Origin of the sequence: Variovorax sp. KBS0712 (assembly GCF_006323185.2) — a bacterium.
Classification (GTDB): Bacteria; Pseudomonadota; Gammaproteobacteria; order Burkholderiales; family Burkholderiaceae_C; genus Variovorax; species Variovorax boronicumulans.
This window is the reverse complement of the sequence record NZ_VCCD02000001.1, coordinates 2,552,272-2,566,128: the sequence shown is the minus strand read 5'-3', so window position 1 is coordinate 2,566,128 and position 13,857 is coordinate 2,552,272. Positions and strand designations below refer to the sequence as shown.

14 protein-coding genes are annotated in these 13,857 nt (G+C 66.6%); 13 read left to right on the top strand and 1 reads right to left on the bottom strand.

The genetic code is table 11. The features are described from left to right. Positions 1 to 80: 80 nt before the first annotated feature. From FFI97_RS11875 to FFI97_RS11850, 6 genes are read left to right on the top strand one after another with little or no spacing between them, the layout of a single operon-like run. Positions 81 to 2,297 carry a TonB-dependent hemoglobin/transferrin/lactoferrin family receptor gene (locus FFI97_RS11875; RefSeq protein ID WP_139706078.1) on the top strand — a complete coding sequence of 739 codons (2,217 nt, stop codon included), beginning with the start codon at positions 81 to 83 and terminating at the stop codon, positions 2,295 to 2,297. 37 nt (positions 2,298 to 2,334) lie between these two features. After that, positions 2,335 to 3,417, top strand: a complete 1,083-nt coding sequence (locus tag FFI97_RS11870; RefSeq protein ID WP_139706076.1) for a hemin-degrading factor — start codon at positions 2,335 to 2,337, stop codon at positions 3,415 to 3,417. After that, positions 3,414 to 3,800 carry a VOC family protein gene (locus FFI97_RS11865; protein ID WP_139706074.1) on the top strand — a complete coding sequence of 129 codons (387 nt, stop codon included), beginning with the start codon at positions 3,414 to 3,416 and terminating at the stop codon, positions 3,798 to 3,800. The genes FFI97_RS11870 and FFI97_RS11865 overlap by 4 nt, the downstream gene beginning before the upstream one ends. 33 nt (positions 3,801 to 3,833) lie before the next feature. After that, positions 3,834 to 4,742 (top strand): hemin ABC transporter substrate-binding protein, encoded by a 909-nt coding sequence (locus tag FFI97_RS11860; protein ID WP_139706072.1) that lies wholly within the window; start codon positions 3,834 to 3,836, stop codon positions 4,740 to 4,742. Beyond that, positions 4,739 to 5,776 carry a FecCD family ABC transporter permease gene (locus FFI97_RS11855; protein WP_260684978.1) on the top strand — a complete coding sequence of 346 codons (1,038 nt, stop codon included), beginning with the start codon at positions 4,739 to 4,741 and terminating at the stop codon, positions 5,774 to 5,776. The genes FFI97_RS11860 and FFI97_RS11855 overlap by 4 nt, the downstream gene beginning before the upstream one ends. Continuing rightward, positions 5,773 to 6,570 (top strand): heme ABC transporter ATP-binding protein, encoded by a 798-nt coding sequence (locus FFI97_RS11850; protein ID WP_144004436.1) that lies wholly within the window; start codon positions 5,773 to 5,775, stop codon positions 6,568 to 6,570. The genes FFI97_RS11855 and FFI97_RS11850 overlap by 4 nt, the downstream gene beginning before the upstream one ends. Positions 6,571 to 6,611: 41 nt before the next feature. Here the strand turns inward: FFI97_RS11850 and FFI97_RS11845 are convergent, their stop codons facing one another. After that, positions 6,612 to 7,433: a pyruvate, water dikinase regulatory protein gene (locus FFI97_RS11845; RefSeq protein ID WP_062473023.1), complete on the bottom strand. Its 822-nt coding sequence runs from the start codon at positions 7,431 to 7,433 to the stop codon at positions 6,612 to 6,614. A 193-nt stretch (positions 7,434 to 7,626) separates the two neighbouring features. Here FFI97_RS11845 and ppsA point away from each other — a divergent pair, with 193 nt between their 5' ends. The 7 genes from ppsA to dnaB all read left to right on the top strand — a co-directional run bounded on the left by ppsA (position 7,627) and on the right by dnaB (position 13,855). Further along, entirely contained in the window at positions 7,627 to 10,023 is a 2,397-nt protein-coding gene (gene ppsA / locus FFI97_RS11840; RefSeq protein WP_139706146.1) for a phosphoenolpyruvate synthase, read from the top strand. A gap of 213 nt (positions 10,024 to 10,236) precedes the next feature. Further along, the gene (locus tag FFI97_RS11835; protein WP_139706144.1) at positions 10,237 to 10,695 is read left to right on the top strand and encodes a hypothetical protein; all 459 of its coding nucleotides are present in this window, start codon (positions 10,237 to 10,239) and stop codon (positions 10,693 to 10,695) included. Positions 10,696 to 10,811: 116 nt separating this feature from the next. Continuing rightward, on the top strand, positions 10,812 to 11,186 hold the full coding sequence (gene rpsF / locus FFI97_RS11830) for a 30S ribosomal protein S6 (protein WP_062473016.1): 375 nt from the start codon (positions 10,812 to 10,814) through the stop codon (positions 11,184 to 11,186). Between the two features lie 4 nt (positions 11,187 to 11,190). Further along, positions 11,191 to 11,505: a primosomal replication protein N gene (gene priB / locus FFI97_RS11825; RefSeq protein WP_062473014.1), complete on the top strand. Its 315-nt coding sequence runs from the start codon at positions 11,191 to 11,193 to the stop codon at positions 11,503 to 11,505. 21 nt (positions 11,506 to 11,526) lie between these two features. After that, positions 11,527 to 11,808, top strand: a complete 282-nt coding sequence (gene rpsR / locus FFI97_RS11820; protein ID WP_007830781.1) for a 30S ribosomal protein S18 — start codon at positions 11,527 to 11,529, stop codon at positions 11,806 to 11,808. Between the two features lie 15 nt (positions 11,809 to 11,823). Then, positions 11,824 to 12,276 (top strand): 50S ribosomal protein L9, encoded by a 453-nt coding sequence (rplI, locus tag FFI97_RS11815; protein WP_056583114.1) that lies wholly within the window; start codon positions 11,824 to 11,826, stop codon positions 12,274 to 12,276. Between the two features lie 172 nt (positions 12,277 to 12,448). Beyond that, complete coding sequence (dnaB, locus tag FFI97_RS11810) at positions 12,449 to 13,855, top strand: replicative DNA helicase (protein ID WP_062473012.1); 1,407 nt, start codon at positions 12,449 to 12,451, stop codon at positions 13,853 to 13,855. Positions 13,856 to 13,857 lie beyond the last annotated feature (2 nt).

Sequence of the window (13,857 nt, the reverse complement as noted above, 5' to 3'; positions counted from 1 at the left end):
TGCCAGCCAGGTCACTCGCGCAACCCTTTGCGCCTCAAGGTCCAGCAAGCAGTTCTTCAACTGTTTTCTGGACCTTTTTCGTGGCCGCTCATTTCCCTCGACCGTCTTCCCATCGACCTGCGCTGCTGCCCTGGCTGATCGCCTCTGCCTTCGGCATGGCCGCCGCGCCCGCGTGGTCCCAGCAACTCGCGGCGCTCGGCGAAGTGGTGGTGAGCGGATCGCGCTCGGAGCAGGCCAAGGACGACCTGCCGCTGAGCATCGAGGTCATCAACCGCCAGGACATCGAGAGCAAGCAGATCCACGACATCCGCGATGCCGTGCGCGACCTGCCCAACGTGTCGGTCAAGCGTTCGCCTGCGCGCTTCGGGTTGGCGCAGGGCAATACCGGCCGCGACAGCAACGCGGGCTTCAACATCCGCGGCCTGGACGGCAACCGCGTGCTGCTGCTGACCGACGGCATCCGCACGCCGCGCAGCTACGTGTTCAGCGCCAATGCGTTCGGCCGCGACTACTTCGACATCAGCCTCGTCGAGCGCATCGAGATCATCAAGGGCCCGGCCTCGGCGCTCTACGGCTCGGACGGCCTGGCCGGGCTGGTCAACTTCATCACCCGCGAGCCCTCGTCCTTCCTGCGCGAGGGCAAGACCTTCGGCGGCAGCGCGAACATCGGCTACAGCGGTGAAGACAACGGCGTGCGCGGCGGCGTCACGCTCGCGGGCAAGGCGAACGACGTGCTCGAGTGGCTCGTGTCCGCCAACCTGGGGCACGCCAGCGAACTCGAGAACCGGGGCTCGCTCAACGTGCCCAACCTCGACCGCACCACGCCCAATCCGCAGCGCGACCAGACCCGTTCGCTGCTGGCCAAGGCCATCCTCACGCCCAACGCCGACCAGCGCCACGCCTTCACCTTCGAACACGTCGAGAAGAGCAGCCGCTACAACCTGCTGTCGGGCGTGGCCAAGCCGCCGTATGCGTCCACCTCGGTGATCGGCCTCAATGCCAAGACCGACCTCGACCGCGATCGCCTGACCTACGAAGGCCGGTTGCGCCTGAACAGTGTGATGGCCGACAACCTGCTCGCTGTCGTGAGCTACCAGAAGGCCGGCTCGCGCGAGTACATCTACGAAGACCGCTTCACCGCGGCCGACCGCACGCGCGACGTCACCTACGACGAGAACACCTGGCAGTTCGGCCTGCAGGCCGACAAGACGATCCGCATGGGCAACTGGGCCCAGAAGATCACCTACGGCCTGGACTACACGCGCACGAACGTCGAGAACCTGCAGACCGGCCTCGTGCCGCCGGCCGGCGAGAGCTACCCGCTCAAGCGCTTTCCCGACACGCGCGAAACCTCGACCGCCTTCTACGTGCAGGACGAGTTCATTCACGACCGCTGGAGCATCACGCCCGGCATCCGCTTCGACCGCTTCTCGCTCGATGCGAAGCAGGCCGGCTTCAACGCGCAGGCCGTGTCGCTGTCGGGCTCGGCCGTGTCGCCCAAGCTGGGCGTGCTGTTCCGCGCCACGCCGCAGTTCAGCGTGTATGGCAACTACGCCTCGGGTTTCAAGGCGCCCAACGCATTCCAGGTGAACAACTTCTTCGAGAACGTGATTTCGGGCTACAAGACGATCCCGAACCCGAACCTCAAGCCCGAGAAGAGCCAGAACATCGAGCTGGGCGTGCGCGGTCGCACCGGCCTCCTGAGCTTCGACGTGGCCGCCTTCACCGGCGACTACAAGGACCTCATCGAGAACGACAAGCTCGTGGGCGGGCGCGGCATTCCGCGCATCGACCCGCTGATCTACCAGACCGTCAACGTCGGGCGCGCGCGCATCAGCGGCTTCGAGATCAAGGGCGAGCTCGATTTCACCGAGAACGGCAACGGCTTCTCCGTGCCCTTCGCCTACGGCCGCACGCAAGGCCGCGACCGCACCAACAACCGGCCGCTTAATTCGATTGATCCGCAGAAGTTCAGCGCCGGACTCAAGTACCAGGCACCGGCCTGGAGCGTGCGCCTCGATGCGGTTCATCATGGCGCCAAAGAGTGGGAAGACGTCGATCGCAGCGAAGTGACCACGGGCCTGCAGTTCCGCACGCCGGCGGCCACCACGCTGGACATCAGCGCGCAGTGGCGCATCCGCAAGGACCTGCGCCTGAACGCGTCGGTGACCAACCTCACCAACAAGCGCTACTGGATGTGGAGCGATGTGCGCGGCGTAACGACCACCTCGGCCATCCGCGACGCCTACACCCAGCCGGGCCGCAGCTTCAACGTCTCGCTTGTGGCGGACTTCTGAGCCGCACCGCCACTTCTCTCCAAACAAAGGACACCCGATGAATGCCGAAGACATCCGCACCCGTTTCGCCGAACTGCGCGCCAAGGGCATGCGCCACAAGGACGCGGCCGCGGCCATGGGCCTGAGCGAAGGCGCCGCCATTGCGGCACACACGGGCGCGCACGACAAGGCGCTGCGCGCCACGCGGCTGAAGGGCTCGTGGGTCGAGCTGCTGCAAGCCTTGGAGCTGTGTGGCCCCGTGCTGGCGCTCACGCGCAACGAGACCACGGTGCACGAGAAGACCGGCGTCTACGAGAAGGTGTCCGGCACTGACGCGATGGGGCTCGCGGTGGGCGAGGTCATCGACCTGCGCCTGTTCTTCAGCCGCTGGCACGCAGGGTTCGCGGTCAGCGAGGCCGCGGCCAATGCCGGCGTGCCGCCGTCGCTGAGCCTGCAGTTCTTCAGCCCGCAGGGCGTGGCAGTGCACAAGATCTTCGTGCGCGATGCGACCGACCGCGATGCGTTCCAGTCGGTCATCGACACCTACACCGCGCTCGACGCGCCAGTGCAGTTCGTGCCCGCCGAGAAGAAGGCGTTGCCGCGCGACGACGCTGCCATCGATGCGGCCGCACTGGCCGATGCCTGGCGCGGCATGCAGGACTCGCACGAGTTCTTCGGCCTGCTCAACAAGTTCGACGTGGAGCGCCAGCAGAGCTTTCGCCTCACCGAAGGCGAGTTCACGCAGCGCGCCGAAACCGGCGCGCTGCGCGAGCTGCTGCTCGAGGCTTCGTTCGACGGCACGCCGATCATGGTGTTCGTCGGCAGCCCCGGCTGCATCCAGATCCACTCGGGGCCGGTCGTGCGCATCGAGCCGATGGAGATGCACGGCATGCAGTGGCTCAACGTGCTCGACTCCGGCTTCAACCTGCACCTGCGCGAAGACCGCATCGCGAGCGTGTGGATCGTCCAGAAGCCGACCAGCGACGGCATCGTGACCTCGGTCGAGGCCTTCGACGGCGAGGGCGAGCTGATGGCGATGTTCTTCGGCGCGCGCAAGCCGGGCGTGCCCGAGCGCACGGAGTGGCGCCAGATCGTGGCCAAGCTCTCGCGCCTGACCACCTCGGAAGCGCCAGCGCGATGAGTGCTGACACCTTTCCGGGCGTGGTCGAGATCAAGGCCTTCGTGCCGGCGAAGGACTTCGCGCTCTCCATTGCCTTCTACCAGGACCTGGGCTTCACGCTGGCCTCGAACGAGGACGGCATTGCTTACTTCTTCTGTGGCGAGAGCAGCTTCCTGCTGCAGGACTTCTACGCCCAGACCCATGCAGAGAATTTCATGATGCATCTGCTCGTCGATGACGCGCTGGCCTGGTGGGACCGCGTGCAGGCGCAGCGGCTGACCGAACGCTACGCCGTGCAGACCACGCCGCCCGCCGAGCGCCCGTGGGGCATGGTCGATTTCACGTTGACCGACCCGACCGGTGTGCTCTGGCGCATCGCGCACAACATTCCCCGGCGCGGCTGACGCGCATCTTTCTCTTTCGCTGTCCGTGACCCCATGACTGAACAACGAGATTCCTCTTTTCTTTCTTCTTCCGTGCCGCATCGTCGTGATGCGCTGCGCCTGCTGTCTGCTGCAGCGCTCGGTGCGGGCGCATGGCCCGCGTTCGCGCAAGAGAGCAAGCGCCTGCCACGGCTGGTCACGGTCAGCGGCGCGATCACCGAGGTGGTCTATGCGCTCGGCGCCGAAGGCCAGCTGGTCGGCACCGACACGACCAGCCTGTTTCCCGCTGCGGCGCGTGCCACGCCCAAGGTGGGCTACATGCGTCAGCTGTCGGCCGAGGGCCTGCTCTCGCTGAAGCCCGACGCGATCATCGCGACCAACGAATCGGGCCCGACCGTCGTGCTCGACCAGATTCGCACGGCCGGCGTCAAGGTCGAGATCATCGAGGCCGATCACACCTGGGCCGAAGTGCAGCGCAAGGTGCAGGCCGTGGGCCGCGCCGCTGCGAAGGAGGCGCAGGCGCGCGAACTGCAGGCCCGGCTCGATGCCGAATGGGCGCAGGTGCTGCAGCGCATCGGCGGCGCGAAGGGGCGCAAGCCGAAGGTGCTGTTCGTGCTGTCGCACAGCGCGAACCCGCAGGTGTCCGGCGAGAAGACCGCGGCGCATGCGGTGATCGGCTTCGCGGGCGGCGTGAATGCGCTGGGCGGCTTCCACGGCTACCGACCGATGACGGCCGAGGCCATGGCCAGCGCGGCGCCCGACATCATCCTCACGAGCACGCAGAGCATCGAGGCGCACGGCGGCGTCGAGCGCTTCTGGCAGCGGCCCGAGCTGGCGCTCACGCCTGCGTACAAGAAGCGCGCGCTGATCACGCAGGACGCCTTGCTGCTGCTGGGCTTTGGCCCGCGCCTGCCGGCCGCCATCGGCGAGTTGCACGACAAGTTCCGGGCCGCATTGGCATGAGCCAGCGCTTCGGGGCGCGTGCCGTGCTTTGCGGCAGCGCGGTGCTGCTCGTCGCGGCCTTCGCGGTGGGCGCCGTGTCGGGTGCCTACGCCATCAGTCTTTCGCAGCTCTGGAATGTGTTGACCTCGCTGGGGCAGGGTGCAGGCGGCCAGTCGCCCGAGCACCTCGTGTTCCTCAACATCCGCTTGCCGCGCCTGGTTCTCGGCGTGGCGGCGGGTGCGGGGCTCGGCATGGCGGGCACGCTGATGCAGGGGCTGTTCCGCAATCCGCTGGCCGACCCGGGGCTGATCGGCATCAGCAGCGGCGCGGCGCTGGCGGCCGGCGTCACCATCGTGCTGGGCGCCTCGTTCTGGCCGATGCTGCCGCGCACGCTCGGCAGCTGGACGCTGGTGCTCATGGCTTTCGGCGGTGGCTTCGTCGTGACCTTGCTGATCTACGGCCTGTCGCGCAGCGAAGGCGGCACGCGCATGGCGCTGATGTTGCTGGCGGGCATCGCCATCAACGCGCTGGCCGGCGCCGGCCTCGGCCTGCTGAGCGTGATGGCGACCGACGAGCAACTGCGCAGCCTGCAGTTCTGGCTGCTGGGCAGCCTGGGCGGCGCGCGCTGGAGCGCGGTCATCCTCGTGGGTGTGGCGGTGTTGCTGTCGTGCTGGGCTGCGGCATCGCTCGCTTCGCCCCTGAACGCCATCGCACTCGGCGAGGCGCAGGCGGCGCTGTTGGGTGTGGACGTGGAGCGCACCAAACGGCGCGCCGTGGTCATCACCGCGGTGGCGGTGGGCGCGGTGACGGCCACGACCGGGATCATCGGTTTCATCGGCCTGATCGCGCCGCATTGGGTGCGCATGGTGGCCGGGCCCGACCACCGCGTCGTGCTGCCGGCCTCGGCGCTGCTGGGCGCGGCGCTGGTGCTCGCGGCCGACACGGTGGCGCGCACCGTGATGGCGCCGGCCGAACTGCCGCTGGGCGTGCTCACGGCTTTCATCGGCGTGCCGATGTTCCTTCTGATGCTGCGGCATTTCAGGGGGCGCGTATGACGGCGGCGGGACACGGGGCGCTGGCGTGTGCCAGTGTCGAGGTGCGCATCGGCGCCAAGACGTTGCTGGCGAATGCATCGGTCGAACTGGCGCCGGGCCGCGTGACTGCGATCCTCGGCCCGAACGGCGCCGGCAAGTCGACGCTGCTGTCGGTGCTGGCCGGCCAGCGCGAGCCGACGCAGGGCAGGGCGACGCTCGACGGCCGGCCGCTGTCAGGCCACGGCATGCCCGTGCTGGCATTGCGCCGGGCCCTGATGCCGCAGGAAAGCGCGGTCGCCTTCGACTTCACGGCGCAGGACATCGTCGCGCTCGGCCGCTACCCGCACCGCCGCGCGCCGACCCGCGACGAGGACGCGATCATGGCCGAGGCGATGGCCCTGACCGACGTCACGGCGCTGGCGCCGCGCATCCTCAACACGCTGTCGGGCGGCGAGAAGGCGCGGGTCCATCTGGCGCGGGCGCTGGCCCAGCTCTGGCATCCGCGTCCCAACGGCGCGAGCCGCTGGCTGCTGCTTGACGAGCCGACCGCCGCGCTCGACCTTGCGCACCAGCATTCGGCGATGCGCCTGCTGCGCGCCTGGGCGGCGCGGGGCGTGGGCGTGGTGGCCGTGCTGCACGACCTGAATCTGGCGCGGCGCTATGCCGATGAGGTCGTGGTGCTGGGGGCGCCCGGCGGCCTGCGCCAGGGGGCGACCGCCGAGGTGCTGCAGCCCGCGCTGATCGAGGCCGTGTGGCGCATGCCCTGCCAGCCGGTAACCGGCGCGGACGGCGTCACGCAGTATCTGTTCGGATAGTCCGTCGGACGGGCGGTGATTGCTACTGAAAAGATAGCAAATCAGTAGACCAACCGCTCCGGCCGCAGCTCCTGCAGGATCGTCGTCGCGATTTCCTCGATCGACTTGGTGGTCGTCGAGAGCCAGCGGATGCCGGCGCGCCGCATCATGGCCTCGGCCTCGCTGATTTCGTGGCGGCAGTTCTCGAGGCTGGCGTAGCGCGAGTTGGGCCGGCGTTCGTTGCGGATCTCGCTCAGCCGCTCGGGCTGGATCGTCAGGCCGAAGATCTTCTTGCGGTGCGGGCTCAGCGCCGGCGGGAGCTGGCGGCGGTCGAAGTCTTCGGGAATCAGCGGGTAATTGGCCGCCTTCAGGCCGTGCTGCATCGCCAGGTAGAGCGAAGTGGGCGTCTTGCCGCTGCGGCTCACGCCGACTAGGATCACGTCGGCGCCTTCCAGGTCGCGGTGGCTCTGGCCGTCGTCGTGCTGCAGGCTGAAGTCGATGGCCGCGATGCGGTCGTTGTAGGCCTTGCTCTTGCTGACGTCGCTGAAGCGGCCGATGCGGTGGTTCGACTTCATGGCCAGCTCGATCTCGAGCGGCCGCACGAAGGTGCCGAACATGTCCAGCAGCATGCCCTTGCAGCCGGTTTCGATCACGCCCAGCACGTCCATGTTGGCCAGCGTGGTGAACACGATGGGCCGAACGCCCTCGACTTCGGCCGTGTGGTTGATCTGCCGCACCGCCTGGTGCGCCTTGTCGACCGTGTCGGTGAAGGGCAGCCGCACGTGGCGCGGCTTCATCTCGAACTGGGCCAGAACGGCATTGCCGAAGGTTTCGGCGGTGATGCCGGTGCCGTCGGAGACGAAGAAAACGGTGCGTGTATGCATGGTGTTGCTTTTGCGGCGGGGTCCTGCGGCGCGCGCGACCTGCCACGCCTACAATCCGGGCCATTATCGGGAATCCGCTTTCCCCACCCCCTCGAATTCTTTCCATGCACACCGCGACCGCACCCAAAGCAACGACAACGATCGTGCTGCGCCGTCTGCATGCAGCGCCGGTTTCAACTTCTGGAGCTTCCCCATGTCTGCACTTTTCGAGGCGACCGCACTGGTCGTGCCATTTGAAAACCTGAGGATGACCGACGTCGAGTCGGTTGGCGGCAAAAACGCCAGCCTCGGCGAAATGATCTCGCAGCTGCCACAGGGCGTGCGCGTGCCGACCGGTTTTGCGACCACGGCCCACGCGTTCCGCCAGTTCCTGGCGCACGACGGCCTGGCCGACAAGATCAGCAAGCGCTTGGCCGCGCTGGACACCGAAGACGTGCGCGCCCTGGCCACGGCCGGCGCCGAAATCCGTGCCATGGTCGAGGCCCAGCCGTTCCCGGCCGACCTGCAGAAAGCCATCGGCGAGGCCTTTGCCACGCTGAGCGCCGGCAACCCCGCCGCCTCGTTTGCCGTGCGCTCGTCCGCCACCGCCGAAGACCTGCCCGACGCCTCGTTCGCCGGTCAGCAGGAAACCTTCCTGAACGTGGTCGGCATCGACGACGTGCTGCACAAGATGAAGGAGGTGTTCGCCTCCCTCTACAACGACCGCGCCATCAGCTACCGCGTGCACAAGGGCTTCGAGCACGACGTGGTCGCGCTGTCGGCCGGCGTGCAGCGCATGGTGCGCTCCGACCTCGGCGCCGCCGGCGTGATGTTCACCATCGACACCGAGTCGGGCTTCGACCAGGTGGTGTTCATCACCTCGAGCTACGGCCTGGGCGAGACGGTGGTGCAGGGCTCGGTGAACCCCGACGAGTTCTACGTCCACAAGCCGACCCTCAAGGCCGGCAAGAAGGCCGTGATCCGCCGCAACCTCGGCTCCAAGCTGATCCAGATGGAGTTCGCCACGCCCGAAGAGAAGAAGGCGAGCGGCAAGCTGGTCAAGACCACCGACGTCAAGGCCGAGCAACGCAACCGCTACTCGCTGAGCGACGCCGACGTCGAGCAACTGGCCCGCTACGCGCTGGTGATCGAAGAGCACTACGGCCGCCCGATGGACATCGAGTGGGGCAAGGACGGCACCGACGGCCACCTCTACATCCTGCAGGCGCGTCCCGAAACGGTGAAGAGCCAGCAGCAGGGCAAGGCCGAGCAGCGCTACAAGCTGCTGGGCAAGGGCGCCGTGCTGGCCGAAGGCCGTGCCATCGGCCAGAAGATCGGCACGGGTGCCGTGCGCATCGTGCACAACATCAGCGAGATGGACCAGGTGCAGGCCGGCGACGTGCTCGTCACCGACATGACCGACCCCAACTGGGAACCGGTGATGAAGCGCGCCGCCGCCATCGTCACCAACCGCGGTGGTCGCACCTGCCACGCCGCCATCATCGCGCGCGAACTCGGCATTCCGGCCGTGGTCGGCTGCGGCGACGCCACCGACCTGCTCAAGGACGGCACGCTCGTCACCGTGAGCTGCGCCGAGGGCGACACCGGCTTCATCTACGACGGCCTGCTCGAGACCGAAGTGACCGAAGTGCAGCGCGGCGTGATGCCCGAGATCGATCTGAAGATCATGATGAACGTGGGCAACCCCCAGCTCGCCTTCGACTTCGCGCAGCTGCCGAACCACGGCGTGGGCCTGGCCCGTCTCGAGTTCATCATCAACAACAACATCGGCGTGCACCCGAAGGCGATCCTCGACTACCCGAACGTCGACAACGACCTGAAGAAGGCTGTCGAGTCGGTGGCCCGCGGGCATGCCTCGCCGCGCGCGTTCTACGTCGACAAGGTGACCGAGGGCGTCGCGACCATTGCCGCCGCGTTCTGGCCCAAGCCCGTCATCGTGCGCCTGTCGGACTTCAAGTCGAACGAGTACCGCAAGCTGATCGGCGGCAGCCGCTACGAGCCCGAAGAAGAGAACCCGATGCTGGGCTTCCGCGGTGCCGCGCGCTACCTGAGCGCCGACTTCGGCGAGGCCTTTGCCATGGAGTGCGAGGCGCTCAAGCGCGTGCGCAACGACATGGGCCTGACCAACGTGCAGATCATGGTGCCCTTCGTGCGCACGCTGGGCCAGGCCGAGCGCGTGACCACGCTGCTGGGCGAGCATGGCCTCAAGCGCGGCGAGAACGCGCTCAAGCTGATCATGATGTGCGAGGTGCCGAGCAATGCGGTGCTGCCGGAAGAGTTCCTGAAGTTCTTCGACGGCTTCTCGATCGGTTCGAACGACCTGACCCAGCTCACGCTGGGCCTGGACCGCGACTCCGGCCTGGAGCTGCTGGCGGCCGACTTCGACGAACGCGACCCGGCCATCAAGGCGCTGCTGAGCCGCGTCATCAAGGCCTGCAAGGCCGAAGGCAAGTACGTCGGCATCTGCGGTCAGGGCCCCAGCGACCACCCGGACTTCGCGCTGTGGCTGGCGGAGCAGGGCATCGAATCGATCTCGCTGAACCCGGACAGCGTGATCGACACCTGGCAGCAACTGGCCCAGAGAGGCTGAGCCAGCGCGCGGCGGGCATGCCCCGCCGCGTGGTGCAGCGCGACGGATGGCGGAAATCCCCATGGGGGATTCCCCCGTGCCCGCCCGTGCAAGTGAAACAAAGTGCGTTTCCGGTGTCAGACTCGTGACATTCGCAGGCGGTGCAATCCGGCTGCCTGCCTGAGGTGATGTGGGCCCGTCAGGGCCTGTGTCAGCACTTCGCCGGAGACCCCCATGATTCTTGTCAAGACGGAAGCCGGACAGCAGGTCCTCAAGGACCGCTCGGTGCCGTTGACGCCGCGCCAGCGCTCGGCCTTCATCCAGTTCGACGGCAAGCGCTCGATCGACGACGTGCTGGGCTCAGGGCTGGGCATCGGGCGCGAGGAGGTCGATCAGATGGTCGCGCTGGGCCTGCTGGCGCCTCTGGCCGGCCAGCCGCCAGCCGTGGCGCCCGCGGTTTCGACGGCCCCGGCGCCTTCTGCACCTTCCGGCCGCAGCCGGCAGCAGCGCTACAAGGACGCGTACCCGATCGCCACCCAGCTGACCGGCAGCCTGGGCCTGATGGGCTTCCGGCTCAACCTCCAGGTCGAAGGCACGACCAGCTACGAAGACCTCCTGGCACTGGCACCCAAGATCCGCGCCGCCGTTGGCGCGGAGAAGGCCGCCGCCCTCGACAAGGCCCTCAACGACTGAGGTGCCTTGCCGGATCGCGCAACACAGGGCTATAATCGCCGGCTTTGCCTTGCCATACCGCGCCCGACGCTGCGGGTGGCTTTTCCTCTTCCACGGAAGAATCCACAAGGAGTGCCATGCGTCACTACGAAATCATCTTGCTCATCCACCCGGATCAGAGCGAACAAGTTCCGGCCATGCTGGAGCGTTACAAGGGCCTGATCACGGCCGGCGGCGGCAAGGTCCACCGCGTTGAAGACTGGGGCCGCCGTCAGCTGGCTTACCAGATCAACAAGCTCAACAAGGCCCACTACCTGTGCGTCAACATCGAAGCTGAACAAGCCGTGATGGGTGAACTGGAACACGCGTTCAAGTTCAACGATGCCGTGCTGCGTCACCTGACCGTTCAGAAGAAGAAGGCCGACACCGGTCCTTCGTCGATGATGAAGACGGTCGAGCGCGAAGAGGCCCGCAAGGCCCAGCAGGCCGAATACGCCGCCAACAACAACTGATGGCGTGACGGCTGCCGCTGCGGCGACCGGGGTCAACCAGCTTCTGCTGACCGCCTCTGTCGCCGAACTCGGAACCCTGCGATACACGCCAGCCGGCCTGCCCGCCCTCGATCTGAAGCTCGACCATGAGTCGACACTCCAGGAGGCGGGAAAGCCCCGGCAGGTGAAGACGGCCCTCAAGGCTGTTGCGTTCGGCGCCATCGCCGAGCGGCTCGCAGCGCAGTCGATGGGAAGTCTCTGGCGATTCCAGGGGTTTCTCGCGACGCCGGGCAACGGCAAGCATCCGGTCCTGCACATCCAGGATTTTCAGCAAGATTAATTTTCGACAAGAGGTCCCCCAATGGCCACGTTCAAGAAATTCAACAAAGACAAGCGCCCGAAGCGCAACACCCAGTCGCTGCTGTTCAAGCGCAAGCGCTTCTGCCGTTTCACCGTCGCTGGCGTCGAAGAAATCGACTACAAGGACATCGACACGCTGCGTGACTTCATCAGCGAAAACGGCAAGATCATCCCCGCACGCCTGACCGGCACGCGCGCGATCTACCAGCGTCAGCTGAACACCGCCATCAAGCGCGCGCGCTTCCTGGCCATGGTGCCGTACAGCGACCAGCACCGCGTCTAAGAAGGAGCACACACCATGCAAATCATTCTTCTGGACAAGGTTCTGAACGTCGGCGGCCTGGGCGACATCGTCAAGGTCAAGGACGGCTACGCACGCAACTTCCTGATCCCCTCGGGCCGCGCCCGTCGCGCCACCGCTGCCAACAAGGCCGAATTCGAAGCCAAGCGCGTCGAACTCGAAAAGGCTGCGGCCGCCAAGCTGGCCGAATCGCAAGCCCAGGGCGAGAAGCTCGCCGGCTCGACCGTCAAGCTGACCCAAAAGGCTGGCGTGGACGGCCGTCTGTTCGGTTCGGTCACCAACGGCGACATCGCCGAAGAGCTGAACAAGCAAGGCTACAAGGTTGCCAAGTCGCAAGTGCGTCTGCCCAACGGCCCGATCAAGGTCGTCGGCGACAACACCGTGAGCGTCTCGCTGCACACCGACGTGGTCGTCGAGATCACCGTCACGGTCTACGGCGAAACCGCCTGATCGTTCGCAGCGCCCGGTGCGCTGACGCAAGAAAGCCGCCTTCGGGCGGCTTTTTCTTTTCTGCGCGCGAGTTGTCCACCTCGCCGCACCGGAAGTTCACTGTTTATTAACAACCTTGTCCACACACACCGCGCCCTGCGCGGCTTAGCATGCAGGGTTGCAAGGGAAGTCCATGTCCGCCGTTTTCTCCTATGCCGACAATGATTCGTCGGCCGACCGCCAGATCGCGCAATTGCGCATTCCGCCTCATTCGATCGAGGCCGAATCCAGCGTGCTGGGGGGCTTGCTGCTGGACAACGGCGCCTGGGACCGCATGGGCGACCTGCTGGTCGACGGCGACTTCTACCGCCATGAGCACAAGCTGATCTACGCGGCCATCGGCGGACTGATCAATGCCAGCAAGCCGGCCGACGTGATCACGGTCTTCGAGCAGCTGCAGAACCTGGGCAAGGCCGACGACATCGGCGGGCTGGTCTACCTGAACTCGCTCGCGCAGTACGTGCCGAGCGCGAGCAACATCCGGCGCTACGCCGAGATCGTGCGCGAGCGCTCCATCCTGCGCAAGCTCGTGACCGCCGCCGACGAGATCGCGACCAACGCCTTCAATCCGCAGGGCAAGCCGGTCGACAAGATCCTGGACGAAGCCGAGCAGAAGATCTTCAACATCGGCGAAGAAGGCACGCGGATGAAGCAGGGCTTCCAGAGCATGGATTCCCTGGTGGTCGAGCTGCTCGACCGCGTGACCGAGATGGCCGAGAACCCGAACGACATCACGGGGGTGCGCACGGGCTTCAACGACTTCGACAAGATGACCTCGGGCCTGCAGCCGGGCGACATGATCGTGCTGGCCGCGCGTCCCTCGATGGGCAAGACCTCGCTGGCGATCAACATCGCCGAGCACGTGGCGCTCGAAGAGGGGCTGCCGGTGGCGGTGTTCTCGATGGAAATGGGCGCCGCCCAGCTGGCGGTGCGTATCGTGGGCTCCATCGGCCGCATCGACCAGGGCCACCTGCGCACCGGCAAGCTCAGCGACGAGGAGTGGCCGCGCCTGACCGAGGCCATCGAGAAGCTGCGCACGGTGTCGCTGCACATCGACGAGACGCCGGGCCTTTCGTCCAGCGAACTGCGCGCCAATGCGCGCCGGCTGGCGCGCCAGTACGGGCGCCTGGGGCTGATCGTGGTCGACTACCTGCAGCTCATGTCCACCAGCAGCTCGGGCGACGAGAACCGCGCCACGGCCGTGGGCGAAATCTCGCGCGGCCTGAAGATGCTGGCCAAGGAACTGAAGTGCCCGGTGATCGCGCTGTCGCAGCTCAGCCGCGGCGTGGAAGCGCGTACCGACAAGCGTCCCATGATGAGCGACTTGCGTGAATCCGGCGCCATCGAGCAGGACGCGGACATCATCATGTTCATCTACCGCGACGACTACTACAACAAGGAGTCGAAGGAGCCGGGCGTGGCCGAGGTGATCATCAGCAAGCACCGGAACGGCCCGACCGGCACGGTGAAGCTGGCCTTCCTGAAGCCGATCACCAAGTTCGAGAACCTCGTCGGCTACAGCAACAACGACGAGTACTGACC